Here is a 13337-nt window from a genome sequence, read left to right as displayed (position 1 = left end):
GGAAATCCAAAAATGCAATTCTGCATTTATGAAATGCCTCTCCCTCATTCTTTACCAGTTAAATTTTTGTAAGGTTTCCGGTTACTTGGCAGCTTTGCCCGCAGCAAGCCCTATGACAGCCGTGACAATCAATGCAAAAGCGGCGATCAGACTTGGCAGGGTAAACGAGCCGGAATGTTGCGCCATGAAGCCGGCAACCAATGGCCCTGCAATCTGGCCTAGACTGAAGCAGACTGTCATGCGCCCCAGCGCGCGCTTTGGCGAATGCGGTGCAAGAACGCGCGCAGCCTGAAGACCGAAGGCGGTCAGCGCCATAAACGTCAAACCCAGCAATGCACCACCAATCAGCGGGCCAAAAGGTGCGGGCAACACCACACTTGCTGCAACGCCAATCGCTTCCAATATGGCAGTGAGTGCAAAGGCGGAGAACAACCCGAACTTTCTGATGGCAGGCGACCAAAGCCAGATTGACGGCGCCGCACATAATCCGGTTATGACCCAGACCGCCGCTTCCATCAGCGGCCCGCCGTCATTGGATCGTACGATGGCAATGATAAATGTCGCCGTGATCACATAGCCAAAGCCGAAAATGCCATAGGCCAGTGCAATTGCGTTGAAAGCGAAGCTGTTTGGCAAAGCCGGTTCACGCTTCCCATTCGTGCCGCCAACCGGCCCTTCCTTCACGAGATAGGCCACAAAAACGGCCATGATCACGCTCAAAACAGCAGCGCCAATCCAGTCTGCTTTCCAGCCGAGACCTGACAGTCGAATGACCGCCACCAGGACCGCAGAAAGTGCAATGCCTGCCCCCACGCCGCCGAAGTGCAATGCACCGAGCCCTGCCCGCTCTGCAGCCGTGATATGGCTCAGCACGATTGCAGTTGCGAGGATCATGGTGACAGCACTGATAAAACCTGCCGCAAAGCGAATGATTGAGAACAGCCATACACCATCGACCACCGCCATGAGCGCGCAAAGCACGGCACTGATAATCAGCCCCACAAGCACGCTCAAGCGTTCAATCCCCGCGGACCAGCCATAGCCACCAACAACTGCCCCAAGCAGATAGCCAACATAGTTGGCCGATGCGATGAACCCCGCATCAGCGGCATTAAAGCCCACATCCGACATCATGCCGGGCAGGATTGGCGTATAAATGAAGCGACCAATACCCATCGCCGTAATCATGGCGAGGAAACCGCCAAAGGCATAACGGAGTGCAATCTGGTGCGGATAGGTCTGGGGGAGTGTCTTATTCATGGCGGGGAAAATACGCTTCGCGCGAACGCATACAATTGAATTTTTCTGATGGGATCAATCACTCGAATTCAGTTCAACTTTCCGGCATTTGAACCCGCTTCAATCTGGTTGGATTATGGCTAAATGCGGAAGTCATACCGTTGGCACATCTGCATTTGGCTTTGGCATCCGTACAGGCACACTGTCAGGCTGGGCCGAATGCAGAAAATGTAACAGCGTTTCATTCACGGACTGCAGGCGGAAAGCCGTATCACGCCAGCTGAAATCAATACCCTGCGGCACCGGAGGCAAGCGTTCCGGCGTCTCGCCTTCATCCAGATTGCAATTATGGATGACCGATTGCAATGACTGTGCAATCCACTCCGGCGGCGAGGCTTCCTTTTTACGCAGAGCATTGCCGAGTGCTTCACCAAACAACAGTGCCGATGCATAAAGCCGGATGCCGCGACGATCATAGCGGCCCGCCATTTCACTGACTTCGCGCGCGACGAGCCTTCCACGCAACGACCAGCGCGCATTGGATCGCGCGAGCGCTATGCCATCACCCAGTGCATTGACCGCGCGTTGTGCTTGCGTGAACTGGTTGATGGCGCTTTGTGCGTGGACAACATCCTGTTTTTCAAGCGCAATCGCGGACTGTTTCAGGCCTTTCAGGATATTGTCGACCAGACCCCGCACAGCCCTGTCGATGAGCCTCACCGGATCGGGTGTCGCCAGTATCTGACTGAAAAGGAGCCCGACACCCGCGCCCACGAGAACATCGATGAGGCGCGTCATACCGGCAACCTGCGGCCCCATCGCCAGAACCAGAATTGCGGAAACGCCCGACTGAATGGCGATTGCGGGGGCCAGACCAAAGGTTGTTGCAAGCACCATGGCAATGCAGGTGACAACGCTCATATGCAGGACCGGGATCGTTTCCGGAAGTAGCAGAGAAAGCTCGCCAACCACAACGCCGGTCGTCACGCCGGTAATGACGCCAATCGCCTGTTTTCCGTGATTGGGGAGATTGGGCGCAAGGCAGATAACGGCCGTAACCATTGCAAAAACGGGGCGCGGCTGGCCGAGCATCCACTGACAGATAAGCCAAGCCACCGCGCCACCAATAGAGGCAATCAGCGCATCGCGCCAACTGACCGACCATTGCTGAAGAACCTTGTCTATCCGCTTATGCATGGATTGAGTGCCCTGCTAACTGTCAGTTTGAACAAGTCAATCTATGGCAGAGACAGCAATGCTCAAGCTTGGAAAAACGTCTCGTATTGATCGGGCTTGAAGCCGACGGTCAACTTTCCATCTTTTTCGAGAACGGGACGTTTGACCATGGAAGGCTGCGCCAGCATCAGAGCCCGGGCCTTTTCAGCATCAACATTCTGACGCTCTTCTTCGGGCAGTTTGCGGAAGGTTGTGCCCGCACGATTGAGCAGCTTTTCCCACTCTATGTCCTTGAGAAAGCGGTCGATTGTTGCAGCGTCCAAGCCTTCCTTCTTGTAATCGTGAAAGGCGTAATCAATGCCATGATCGTCAAGCCAGCTGCGTGCCTTCTTCATGGTGTCACAGGCTTTGATACCGTAGATGGTCACGCTCATTTCCGACTCCTTTGATCTTGTGCCGCGATCAAAAGCCATCAACTGAAACGTTGCAACCCCTTATCGTGCATCATGAAATATAATGCCCAGCGTATGACGCTTGCCGGAGCGCAAACGACTGACGCCGTGCCGCATTTTCGCCTTATAATCGCCACGCGTACCACAAATTGGCCTGTCGTTTACCGCAAAAATCACAGCATCTCCCTGCCTTAAAGGCACAACTTCGGCCCTACTTTGCATACGCGGACGCTGTTCTGTGAGCACAAATTCACCGCCCGTAAAATCCTCGCCCGGCTGCGACAACAGCACGGCCACCTGAAGCGGAAAAGCCAGATCGCCGTAAAGATCCTGATGCAGGCAATTATAATCGCCCTCGACATATTGCAGGATCAGTGGCGTCGGGCGCGTTTGCCCGGCAGCGTGACACATTGCGAGATACTCATCATGGTTCGATGGATATTCCATCGCGCTTCTAAGACGTTCGCTCCAGCGATTGGCTATCGGACTTAATCGTCCATACAATTCATTGCGGGATGCCCCGATGATTTCAGGCAGCGGGTTGGCGAAATACTTGTACTCACCACGCCCAAAACCATGTCTTGCCATTGAAATCGTCGAGCGAAAGGCGTCAGACGCGTCATAAAGACCGACGATCTCACTGCATTGATCTTTGGAAAAGAGCTGGTCCAATGTTGCGGTGCCGAATTGATCCAGCTCATCTGCAATTTTCTGCCAGTCGTAAGAGGCCAGTTTCTCTTTCATGACTGGCGCTCTCTTTCGATCAGATCCCGCTTGCGTTCAACGCCCCAGCGATAACCGGACAAGCCACCATCATTGCGCACAACGCGATGGCAGGGAACCGCAACAGCAATCTTGTTGGCACCACATGCCTGCGCCACAGCTCTGGTGGATTTTGGCAAACCAATCCTCTCGGCGAGTTCGCTATAGCTTACAGTTTTGCCAAGCGGGATTTCGCGCAAGGCTTGCCAGACACGCTGCTGGAAAGCGGTGCCTCTCAAATCAAGCGGCAGATCGAATCCGATGCCTGGGTTTTCAACAAAGCCGATCACCTGAGCAATGTGATCCTCGAAGTCGCGATCAGCACCGACGAGCTGCGCTTTCGGAAACCGCTTTTCCAGATCGATAATCAGCTCCTGCGGATCATCGCCCATCAGAATGGCGCAGACCCCCTTGCCGCTTTCCGCTACCAGAACGGCGCCAAGTGTGGATTGTCCGATGGCAAAGCGGATGGTTTCGTTTTCACCGCCAGATTTAAAAGCCTTTGGCTTCATGCCGAGTATCTTATCTGAGGCTTCATAGAAGCGGCTGGAAGAATTGTAACCCGCTTCGTAGATCGCATCCGTCACGCGGCTATCACCGGATTTAAGTGCGGCGCGCATTTTCTCTGCACGATGCGCATCGACATAGGCTTTAGGCGTGAGCCCTGTGAAGCTTTTGAAAATGCGATGGAAATGCGCCGGACTTGCCCCTGCGGCTCGCGCAATGTCTTCCAGCGCGGGAACTTCATCGGCATTCTCGATGAAGCGGCAAGCGGCGGAAACCATATCGGCATAGCGCGCACTGTTTTGTGCATCAAGCGTTACATCGACATGCGGCTTGCATCGCATACAAGGGCGAAAGCCAGCCCGCTCTGCATCTTCGGCCACCATAAAGAACTGAACATTTTCGCGTTTGCCACGCCGCGACGGGCACGATGGACGGCAATAAACGCCCGTCGTGCGTACAGCGTAAACGAATTCGCCATCTGATGCCTTGTCGCGCGCCAGCACTTTTAGCCAGCGGCTTTCATCAGTGTCATTGTTGCTTGTCAGCGTGCGTGTCATCAGGTTCATGTCCGTTATCCTTCTTACTATGAAGGAAAGCTAACGCTTAACAAGACTGACAACACTCCGCTGCTTGCTTTCAAATTTTGCGACCGCTTTAAGCCTTCCGCGCTTCCTTGATCGCGTCGATCAGGCTCCGCTCGTTCATCACGCCTCCGTAAAGCCGGGTGCCGATAACGAAGGACGGCGTACCGCCAAAATTGAACGCTTCGCCCTGCTCCATGTTGCGCGCAAGAATGCCGTCGATCCGCGCAGCATCCACCTTGTAATCGGCCTCAAGCTTCTTCGGATCAAGGCCACCCTTCTTCAAGGCTGCATCGGTCTGATCTTTGGTCAGACGACCGGGCGTCAGCATCATGGCTTCCATAGCCTTGACGTAATTTCCCGACTTTTCTGCCGCCAGCACCAGACGCGCCGGATAGGCCGAATTGTCACCGAAAATGATCCAGTCTTTGAGCACCAGACGCACATTGCCGTCTTTCTCAACAACGCGCATCAGCTCAGCATGGCCCTTTTTGCAGTAAGGGCACTGATAGTCGAAATATTCCACAATGGTGACGTTGCCGTTAGGATTACCAAGGACCGGGATTTCCTTGTCATAAAGGACATCGGCCACTGTCGGCACACGCTGGGCGAAGCTCTCGCCGCCAGAAATGGCAATCGTTGCGGCACCGGCTACAGTTGTAGCGAGCATCTGGCGGCGGTTCATCATCAGCTTTCTCCTTGTGCAGATTGAGTCTTGCTCAGGACCACAACGCGGCTTCCACTGGATACGCGTTTATGAAGATCGAGAATGTCCTGATTGAAAAGACGGATACAGCCCGACGAAGCAGCCTTGCCGATTGACCAGGGTTCGTTGGTGCCATGGATGCGATAAAGCGTGTCTTTGCCATCGCGATAAAGATAGAGCGCACGCGCGCCGAGCGGATTGCGAATGCCGCCTTCCAGACCATTGGCGTATTTCGCATAATGATCAGGATTGCGCTTGATCATATTCTGCGTTGGTGTCCAGCGTGGCCATTGCGCCTTGTAAGCAACCTGCGCCTCGCCGCTGAAGGTCAGGCCAGCACGGCCCACGCCAACGGAATAGCGCATGGCCTTGCCACCGGGCTGCACGAGATAAAGATAGCGCGTATAGGGATCGACAATGATTGTGCCGACCGGGTGGCTGGTCTGATAATTGACCTGTTTGCGAAGATTGCGTTCGGCAATTTTACTGAGATCGAGTGCTGCAATGTGATTGCCGCCGTCGGTGACAGCACCGTACATCACTTCATATTCGCTCTTTGCCGTCTGAACTTCCGGCTCCGGTAGAGGCTCAACGACAGGTGCAACAGCCACTGGCTCAGGTGCGACGACCGCTGGTTCGGGCATGTTAACAACGACAGGCCTGTCGGATGTCGTAGTACAGGCCGCAACTGCCAAAGGCATAAGGCCAATCAATATCAGCCGCGCCAGAGACGGCGCTGCCTTTGCAATTTGATTATATGTCGTCAATTTCCCCAACCCCAATGTCCCCGAGCCATGATCAATCCTAAAAGCCTTGCTTCTGGCCGGCGTTAATGAGTCCGACCGAACGTTCAATTGTTGCCGACGAAACGTCGCCAACCAAGCGTGTACCTTCAGGTTCCTTGCTGGCATTGTTGAAGAAAACCATGGTCGGCGGGCCTGCAACTTTGAGCTTTGCCATGAGATCGGCATTGCCCGCATTCAGGTCCGAGACATCGGCCTTGATAAGCTGATATCCGCCCAGCGCTTTCTTCACGCCTGCATCCGGCAGGACGCGCCGCTCCACAGTGGAACAGCTGACGCACCAATCTGCCGTGAAATAGACCAGCGTCGGCTGATCGCCGCGCGCCGCATCCAGCTTTTCCTGAAGGGCAGAAACCGTTTCGACCGGCGCGAATCGCAGCTCGGCCAAATTATGGTTAACGTCACGGTTAACCAATGCCGCCAGCGGTTGCAATGGATCGCGACCACCGGAAGCAACGCCGAGCATCAGAATAACGCCATAAACGAAGGCGGCAGTACCAATCGTGCGCGCAACCACGCTGCGATCCGAGATTTTGAGGAAAGCGAAGCTCGCCACACCAAACAGCAGCAAAGCCCATAAAACCATATCCACGCCCGATGGCAGCAAGGGTGCAGCCATGAAAATCGCGGTTGCGAGAAAACCAAAGCCGAATACCTGCTTGACCGCTTCCATCCACGCGCCTGCACGCGGCAAGGTGCCAGCACCCAGCGTCGCAAAAGCAATCAACGGCAGACCTTTGCCGATGCCAAGCGCGAAGAGCGCGCTGGCTCCGAGTGCTACGTTGGCTGTCTGTGCGATATAGAGCAGCGCACCAGCAAGAGGTGCAGTCACACATGGCCCGACAATCAGCACCGAGGAAAAGCCGAGGATTGCAGCAGAGCGCTTGGAACCGGTGCGTTGGCCGGTTTTAGCCGAGATTGCACTGACCCATGAGGATGGGAGCTGTAGCTGGAACAGGCCGAACATCGACAGAGCAAGCAATGTGAAGATGCCAGCCAGTGCAAGCGCCATCCATTTGGATTGCAGCACCATTTGCAAATTCTGGCCTGACCAGCCAGCAATTGCACCGACGACAGCAAACCCGAGTGCGAGGCTGAACACATAAGTACTGGAAAGCACGAAGCCGCGTTTCGCCGTCAGTTTTTCGCCTTCCCGCGCCAGCGTTCCTGCGACAATCGGATAGATTGGAAACACGCAAGGTGTGAAGGCCAGCAGCACACCGAAAGCAAGGAAAGCTGCAATCACCAGTGCCGAACCGCCCTGATCGAGAAGATTTTCGATCATGCCTTTTTCGGGGGCGAGCGCGAAAGCTTTGCTCTCAGCCGCAGGAGCTGATGCGGCGGTGAACACGGAGCCGTTCGTAAACGCTTTGCCCATCTGAGAGCTGACGGCGAGCGTTACCGGATCAATTGTGCGGGTTTCAGGACGATAGCAGATACCGTCTTCCTGACACCCCTGATAGGTCAGCTGGATGGGTTCGCTACCCGCCGGAACACTGGCACTTGCTCGCGTGTAATAGACTTCGAGCCGTCCGAAATTCGGATCATCCTTGGCAATACCCGGTTGCGTATCAACGGTGAGTGCTGCGCCTTTCGCATCTTTGGCTTCGATATGATCGCGATAGAGATAATAGCCGTCGGAAATCTGCCAGTTAAGCAGGAGCTGGTTGTCGCCATCCTTCGCAACACTTAGACGAAAAGCATCATCAACCGGCAGCGGGTTTGTAGCCAGCGCAGGTGAAAGAGCAAACATAAGAAAAGCAGCAAGTATCGCGAAAAAGCGCATTCGGGTTATTCCGGGTAATTTGATTCGTGCAAAATAGTTTAGGTTGTAAAAAGCAAATGCTGTCGTCACCTTAAGGCAGCCTTAAGCTGGCAAAGCGAGAAGCCGGTTACAGATGAAACAAGGCGGAAACAGGAAGACACATGCGCATTCTGGTGGTTGAAGACGATGCAATCCTGCTCGACGGGCTTTCCGTGGGTCTGGGATTAGCCGGATTCACCGTGGATGCCGTTGCAAACTGTGGAGATGCCGAGGCCGCCCTTGCTGCCCAGAATTACAACGCGGTTGTGCTTGATCTCATGCTGCCGGATGGCTCCGGTCTCGACATTCTGAAATCCATGCGACAGGCTCGCGATGATACGCCAGTTCTGTTGCTGACCGCGCGCGATCAGGTGCCGGAACGTATCGCAGGACTTGATGCCGGGGCTGACGATTATGTTGGCAAGCCGTTCGATCTTCATGAGCTCGCAGCGCGTGTGCGTGCCATTGCTCGGCGCGGCACAGGGCGCGCAAGTAGCACGCTTGAATGGCAGGGCGTGGAACTCGATCCGGCTGAAATGTCGGTGCAGTTCAAGGGCGAGCCGCTCCGCCTGACCCGCCGTGAGTTTTCGATATTGCGTAGTTTAATGGAACGTCCAACGGCGACAATCTCCAAGTCATCGCTTGAAGAAGCGCTTTATGGCTGGCAGGAAGAAGTCGAAAGCAACGCGGTCGAGGTGCATATCCATCATCTGCGATCCAAGCTTGGTTCAGGCTTCATCGAGACAGTGCGCGGTGTCGGCTACCGGCTTGCGAGGGAGCAAGCATGAACTCCATTCGCAGTCGCCTGACCGGCATACTGATCGGCATCACCTGTCTTGTCTGGTTGTTCGCCGTTATCTGGATTCATGTGAGTACCCAATCGCGACTTGAAAAAGTGCTGGATGCGCGCCTCATGGAAGCGGCTCGTATGGTCAATTCGCTTTTGATCGAGCGGCGCGTTGAGGTTAATCCCGATGGCGACGGCGGACAGCTTTCACTCAAGCCGATGGATGATTTTCCCCATTATGATCGCCAGCTTTTCTGCCAGATCTGGGCAATCGACGGCAGACTTGTTGGACGGTCCGAAAGCGCACCGGGTGAACGCCTGACCGATGTGGCCAATGGCTTTTCAGATACAGTTGTCGCTGGCGACCGCTGGCGGGTGTTTGCGGTTGAGAATACAAAGCTCGGGCTGCGTGTGATGGTGGGCGACAGCCTATCAGTGCGAGAGCGGCTTGTGCAAAACGTGGTGACGGGCGTGGTGTTGCCTGCCCTGCTCCTACTTCCAATTCTTGCTATCCTGATCTGGCTTTGCGTCCGTCGCGGGCTTGATCCGTTGAGCAGTCTCGCCGGCACTTTATCCAAACGCGATGCGCGGGATTTGCGACCGCTTTCGGAAGAGAAGTTACCCTCCGAAATCAGCCCGGTGGTTTCGGCTTTGAATGATCTGTTCCATCGTGTGGAAGAAGCCCGCGAACGCGAGCGAAATTTTGCGATCTTTGCAGCACACGAATTGAAGACGCCGCTTGCAGGCCTCAAGACACAGGCACAGATCGCCGAGGGTGCCAAAGACGACGCCATGCGCCTCAATGCAGTACGCCAAATTGCATCGGGTGTTGATCGCACCAGCCGTCTCGTCAATCAGCTGCTGGACCTTGCAGCCCTTGAGACTGGTGATGAAATGGAGCCACCATCGCCGGAGCCAGCCTGTCAGCTGCTTGTTTCGATCTCGACCGACATGCGTATGCTTGCCGCACATCGGGGCGTGAAGATCGAACTGCCCGGCAATCTGCCGCTTGTAACGATGCAATATCCACACCTCTTCACGCTTGCCATGCGTAATCTGATCGAGAATGCCGTCAATCATTCGCCTCAAGGCGGGTCTGTGCGATGCAGTCTCGAAAAGGCTGATGATCAGGTTGTTTTCACTGTCGAGGATGATGGCCCCGGCATTCCGCCGGAAGACATGGCTTATGTGACCGAGCGCTTTTATCGCGGCGCCAATAGAACCGAAAATGGCAGTGGTCTGGGTCTGGCCATCGTGAAGATGGCGGCAACGCGTATGGGCGGTGAAGTGCAGCTTCATAATCCTTCTGAAGGTGGCTTGCGCGCCCTCCTCATCATCCCCACTCAGGCTGCGACATAAATTCCCGCCTGTGCAGGTTGACGGGGCAGGCTTTCGGCGTATGATGCAACTGCAAATCATTTGCAATTAAGGTCAGAATATTCATTTAGATTTCAGACATAGCTTTTGATTAAAGAAGCCGAGACTGTTCATGCTGTTTAATCCTCGATCTGAGCCTAAAGCCGCGCAGCTCTTGTCAGAAACCGTCCCTCGTTCTGACAAGGAATGGGCCAAGCAGCAGACATCAGCAGTCAAAGCGATTTTAAGACGGGCCGGGTTACGCCCGACCCGTCAGCGTATTGCGTTAGGATGTATGCTTTTCACTGAGAAACACCGTCACGTAACCCCGGATATGCTGAATGAAGAAGCATTACTGCTAGGCGAGAAGCTATCCGTTGCAACAGTTTACAACACGCTCAATCAATTTTCCGATGCGGGCCTTGTCCGTAAGATAAGCTTGCATGGCGAGCGTACCTATTTCGATACGGATACTGGCGACCACGCACAATGCTACATCCACGACGAAGACCAGATCATCGACATTGCAACGGACGATATCGGCATTGGCCCGCTGCCCACCCCGCCTGCTGGCTACAAGATCAGCAAAGTGGACGTTCTGATCCATCTGGTGCCGGAAACTGACACCGCCTGATTTCCCGGAAAACTCCCAATTCGTCGCAGGTCCGATTAGAGCTCTTTGATTTAGATCAATGACACCCTCTCGTAGAGAGCCGATAGAAAGGCATCGCTATAGCTGTCGTTACTCAGACAGCTTCTGACTTGCGCTGCGAGGGGATTAAATGAACTACGCCGCTGGAACAGTCCTGTCTGGTCTGGGAGCACTTCTTGCTGTGCTTCTGGCCGGATTTTCTCATGATGAGTTGTTCAGAACCCATATGTGGATTCTGTTCGCTACACTCGCCATCTTCACCATCTTGCTGATGCGCAATGCCGATTACGGCCTTGCGCCAAAGAAGGTCGATCAGTCCACTTACATGGACGGACCGATCCGCTACGGCGTGATCGCAACGGTCTTCTGGGGTGTGGTTGGCTTTCTGGTCGGTGTGGTTATCGCAGCCCAGCTTGCCTTCCCCGATCTCAACTTTGAACCCTATCTGAACTTCGGTCGTCTGCGCCCGCTGCACACTTCAGCGGTTGTTTTTGCATTCGGCGGCAATATCCTGATCGCTTCGTCGTTCTATGTCGTGCAGCGCACCTGTCGCGCGCGCCTGATCGGTGGCGATCTGGCCTGGTTCGTGTTCTGGGGATATCAGCTTTTCATCGTGATGGCTGCAACCGGCTATCTGCTTGGGATTACCCAGAGCCGCGAATATGCTGAACCGGAATGGTATGTCGATATCTGGCTCACCATCGTCTGGGTCGCCTATCTCGTCGTCTTCCTCGGCACGGTATTGAAGCGCAAAGAGCCGCATATCTATGTGGCAAACTGGTTCTACCTGTCCTTCATCATCACAATCGCCATGTTGCACATCATCAACAATCTGGCGATCCCGGTATCGTTCCTCGGCGTGAAGAGCTATTCGGCTTTCGCAGGCGTGCAGGATGCCGTGACCCAGTGGTGGTATGGACATAATGCGGTTGCGTTCTTCCTGACCGTGCCATTCCTTGCGATGATGTATTACTTCGTGCCCAAGCAGGCAGAGCGTCCGGTTTATTCCTACCGCCTGTCGATCGTGCACTTCTGGTCGATCATCTTCCTCTACATCTGGGCTGGCCCACACCATCTTCATTATACCGCTGTTCCCGATTGGGCACAGACGCTCGGCATGGTGTTCTCGATCATGCTCTGGATGCCTTCTTGGGGTGGCATGATCAACGGTCTGATGACGCTTTCTGGCGCATGGGACAAGGTTCGTACCGATCCGATCATCCGTCTGATGGTTGCAGCTATTGCCTTCTATGGCATGGCGACCTTTGAAGGTCCGATGCTGTCTATCAAGGCGGTCAACTCGCTCTCCCACTACACTGACTGGACCATTGGTCACGTTCATGCGGGTGCACTGGGCTGGAACGGCATGATTACCTTTGCGGCCGTTTACTACCTCACACCAAAGCTGTGGGACCGTGAACGCCTCTACTCGATCCGCATGGTCAACTGGCACTTCTGGCTCGCAACACTTGGCATCGTGCTCTACGCCGCCGCCATGTGGGTTGCAGGTATCCAGCAGGGTCTGATGTGGCGCGAATACGACGACCAGGGTTTCCTCGTCTATTCCTTCGCCGAAACCGTGCTCGCCATGTTCCCTTACTACGTGATCCGTACTGCAGGCGGTCTGCTTTACCTCGCCGGTGGACTGGTCATGGCATGGAACGTCTATCAGACCATTCGCGGCAACCTGCGCAAAGAAGCCCCTATGGGCGGTGCCCGGCCTGCTGCTGGCGCCACAATGCAGCCAGCCGAATAAGGAGTGTGATTTATGTCTATCCTCAAAAAACACTCCAAGCTGGAGAGAAATGCAACGCTGCTGCTGATTGCTTCGCTTGCCGTGGTAACGGTCGGTGGCATCGTTGAAATCGCACCACTGTTCTATCTCGAAAATACTATCGAGAAGGTGGAAGGGATGCGTCCTTATTCACCGTTGGAACTCGCGGGCCGCGACATCTATGTGCGTGAAGGCTGCTACCTCTGCCACAGCCAGATGATCCGTCCGTTCCGCGATGAAGTGGAGCGCTACGGCCACTACTCTCTGGCGGCTGAATCCATGTACGACCATTCGTTCCAGTGGGGCTCAAAACGCACAGGGCCTGACCTTGCGCGCGTTGGCGGTCGTTATTCCAATGAATGGCACGTACAGCACCTCATCCGCCCGCGTGACGTGGTGCCGGAATCGGTCATGCCAAGCTATGCCTTCCTGAAGGACCGTCCGCTTGATGCCAACAATATTGCAGCCAATCTGAAGGCCAATGTGGCGGTCGGCGTTCCTTACACGCAGGAGATGGTCGACAACGCACTCGCTGACCTTCAGGCACAGGCCGATCCAAACGCCGATACGTCCGGCATCGAGGGTCGTTATCCCAAGGCACGCCTTGGCGATTTTGACGGCAACCCGCAGGTCATTTCGGAGATGGACGCGCTGATCGCCTATCTGCAGATGCTCGGCACCCTCGTTGACTTCTCGACCTACGATCAGTCCCCCAAAGCAAGATAAAGCGGAGATTTA

13 protein-coding genes are annotated in these 13337 nt (G+C 54.9%); 5 read left to right on the top strand and 8 right to left on the bottom strand.

Annotation, left to right across the window (positions count from 1 at the left end):
• Positions 1-81: 81 nt before the first annotated feature.
• From KMS41_01855 to dsbD, 8 genes are all read right to left on the bottom strand, one after another.
• Positions 82-1260: an MFS transporter gene (locus KMS41_01855; GenBank protein ID QWK78016.1), complete on the bottom strand. Its 1179-nt coding sequence runs from the start codon at positions 1258-1260 to the stop codon at positions 82-84.
• A gap of 132 nt (positions 1261-1392) precedes the next feature.
• Positions 1393-2436 (bottom strand): FUSC family protein, encoded by a 1044-nt coding sequence (locus KMS41_01850; GenBank protein ID QWK78015.1) that lies wholly within the window; start codon positions 2434-2436, stop codon positions 1393-1395.
• A 62-nt stretch (positions 2437-2498) separates the two neighbouring features.
• Complete coding sequence (locus KMS41_01845; GenBank protein ID QWK78014.1) at positions 2499-2849, bottom strand: ArsC family reductase; 351 nt, start codon at positions 2847-2849, stop codon at positions 2499-2501.
• A 60-nt stretch (positions 2850-2909) separates the two neighbouring features.
• Positions 2910-3611 carry a 2OG-Fe(II) oxygenase gene (locus tag KMS41_01840; protein QWK78013.1) on the bottom strand — a complete coding sequence of 234 codons (702 nt, stop codon included), beginning with the start codon at positions 3609-3611 and terminating at the stop codon, positions 2910-2912.
• Positions 3608-4702 (bottom strand): bifunctional DNA-binding transcriptional regulator/O6-methylguanine-DNA methyltransferase Ada, encoded by a 1095-nt coding sequence (gene ada / locus KMS41_01835; protein QWK78012.1) that lies wholly within the window; start codon positions 4700-4702, stop codon positions 3608-3610. Before ada ends, KMS41_01840 begins: the two co-directional genes overlap by 4 nt.
• Before the next feature lie 88 nt (positions 4703-4790).
• On the bottom strand, positions 4791-5405 hold the full coding sequence (locus KMS41_01830; protein QWK78011.1) for a DsbA family protein: 615 nt from the start codon (positions 5403-5405) through the stop codon (positions 4791-4793).
• Entirely contained in the window at positions 5405-6142 is a 738-nt protein-coding gene (locus tag KMS41_01825; GenBank protein ID QWK78738.1) for a L,D-transpeptidase, read from the bottom strand. The genes KMS41_01830 and KMS41_01825 overlap by 1 nt, the downstream gene beginning before the upstream one ends.
• 85 nt (positions 6143-6227) lie before the next feature.
• Positions 6228-8012 carry a protein-disulfide reductase DsbD gene (gene dsbD, locus KMS41_01820; protein ID QWK78010.1) on the bottom strand — a complete coding sequence of 595 codons (1785 nt, stop codon included), beginning with the start codon at positions 8010-8012 and terminating at the stop codon, positions 6228-6230.
• A 140-nt stretch (positions 8013-8152) separates the two neighbouring features.
• Between dsbD and KMS41_01815 the strand changes: the two genes are divergently transcribed.
• The 5 genes from KMS41_01815 (at position 8153) to ccoO (ending at position 13325) form a co-directional block, all read left to right on the top strand.
• Positions 8153-8818 (top strand): response regulator, encoded by a 666-nt coding sequence (locus KMS41_01815; GenBank protein QWK78009.1) that lies wholly within the window; start codon positions 8153-8155, stop codon positions 8816-8818.
• Positions 8815-10176, top strand: coding sequence for a sensor histidine kinase N-terminal domain-containing protein (locus tag KMS41_01810; protein ID QWK78008.1), 1362 nt, complete (start codon positions 8815-8817; stop codon positions 10174-10176). Before KMS41_01815 ends, KMS41_01810 begins: the two co-directional genes overlap by 4 nt.
• Positions 10177-10348: 172 nt before the next feature.
• Entirely contained in the window at positions 10349-10807 is a 459-nt protein-coding gene (locus KMS41_01805; GenBank protein QWK78737.1) for a transcriptional repressor, read from the top strand.
• A gap of 148 nt (positions 10808-10955) precedes the next feature.
• A complete protein-coding gene (ccoN, locus tag KMS41_01800) occupies positions 10956-12581 on the top strand; it encodes a cytochrome-c oxidase, cbb3-type subunit I (protein QWK78007.1) in 1626 nt (541 codons plus the stop codon).
• A gap of 12 nt (positions 12582-12593) precedes the next feature.
• Positions 12594-13325 carry a cytochrome-c oxidase, cbb3-type subunit II gene (gene ccoO, locus KMS41_01795; protein QWK78006.1) on the top strand — a complete coding sequence of 244 codons (732 nt, stop codon included), beginning with the start codon at positions 12594-12596 and terminating at the stop codon, positions 13323-13325.
• The last annotated feature ends 12 nt before the right edge of the window (positions 13326-13337 follow it).

The sequence above is a fragment of the Ochrobactrum sp. BTU1 genome (assembly GCA_018798825.1).
In the GTDB taxonomy this organism is placed as follows: Bacteria; Pseudomonadota; Alphaproteobacteria; order Rhizobiales; family Rhizobiaceae; genus Brucella.
The sequence above is the reverse complement of the archived record's forward strand: the minus strand, read 5'-3'. Positions and strand labels throughout refer to the sequence as shown.

Excerpts from the sequence above, each read along its gene's own strand:
- KMS41_01855 (QWK78016.1), bottom strand. The coding sequence starts at position 1,260 with ATGAATAAGACACTCCCCCAGACCTATCCGCACCAGATTGCACTCCGT.
- KMS41_01850 (QWK78015.1), bottom strand. The coding sequence starts at position 2,436 with ATGCATAAGCGGATAGACAAGGTTCTTCAGCAATGGTCGGTCAGTTGG.
- KMS41_01845 (QWK78014.1), bottom strand. The coding sequence starts at position 2,849 with ATGAGCGTGACCATCTACGGTATCAAAGCCTGTGACACCATGAAGAAG.
- KMS41_01840 (QWK78013.1), bottom strand. The coding sequence starts at position 3,611 with ATGAAAGAGAAACTGGCCTCTTACGACTGGCAGAAAATTGCAGATGAG.
- ada (QWK78012.1), bottom strand. The coding sequence starts at position 4,702 with ATGAACCTGATGACACGCACGCTGACAAGCAACAATGACACTGATGAA.
- KMS41_01830 (QWK78011.1), bottom strand. The coding sequence starts at position 5,405 with ATGATGAACCGCCGCCAGATGCTCGCTACAACTGTAGCCGGTGCCGCA.
- dsbD (QWK78010.1), bottom strand. The coding sequence starts at position 8,012 with ATGCGCTTTTTCGCGATACTTGCTGCTTTTCTTATGTTTGCTCTTTCA.
- KMS41_01815 (QWK78009.1), top strand. The coding sequence starts at position 8,153 with ATGCGCATTCTGGTGGTTGAAGACGATGCAATCCTGCTCGACGGGCTT.
- KMS41_01810 (QWK78008.1), top strand. The coding sequence starts at position 8,815 with ATGAACTCCATTCGCAGTCGCCTGACCGGCATACTGATCGGCATCACC.
- ccoN (QWK78007.1), top strand. The coding sequence starts at position 10,956 with ATGAACTACGCCGCTGGAACAGTCCTGTCTGGTCTGGGAGCACTTCTT.
- ccoO (QWK78006.1), top strand. The coding sequence starts at position 12,594 with ATGTCTATCCTCAAAAAACACTCCAAGCTGGAGAGAAATGCAACGCTG.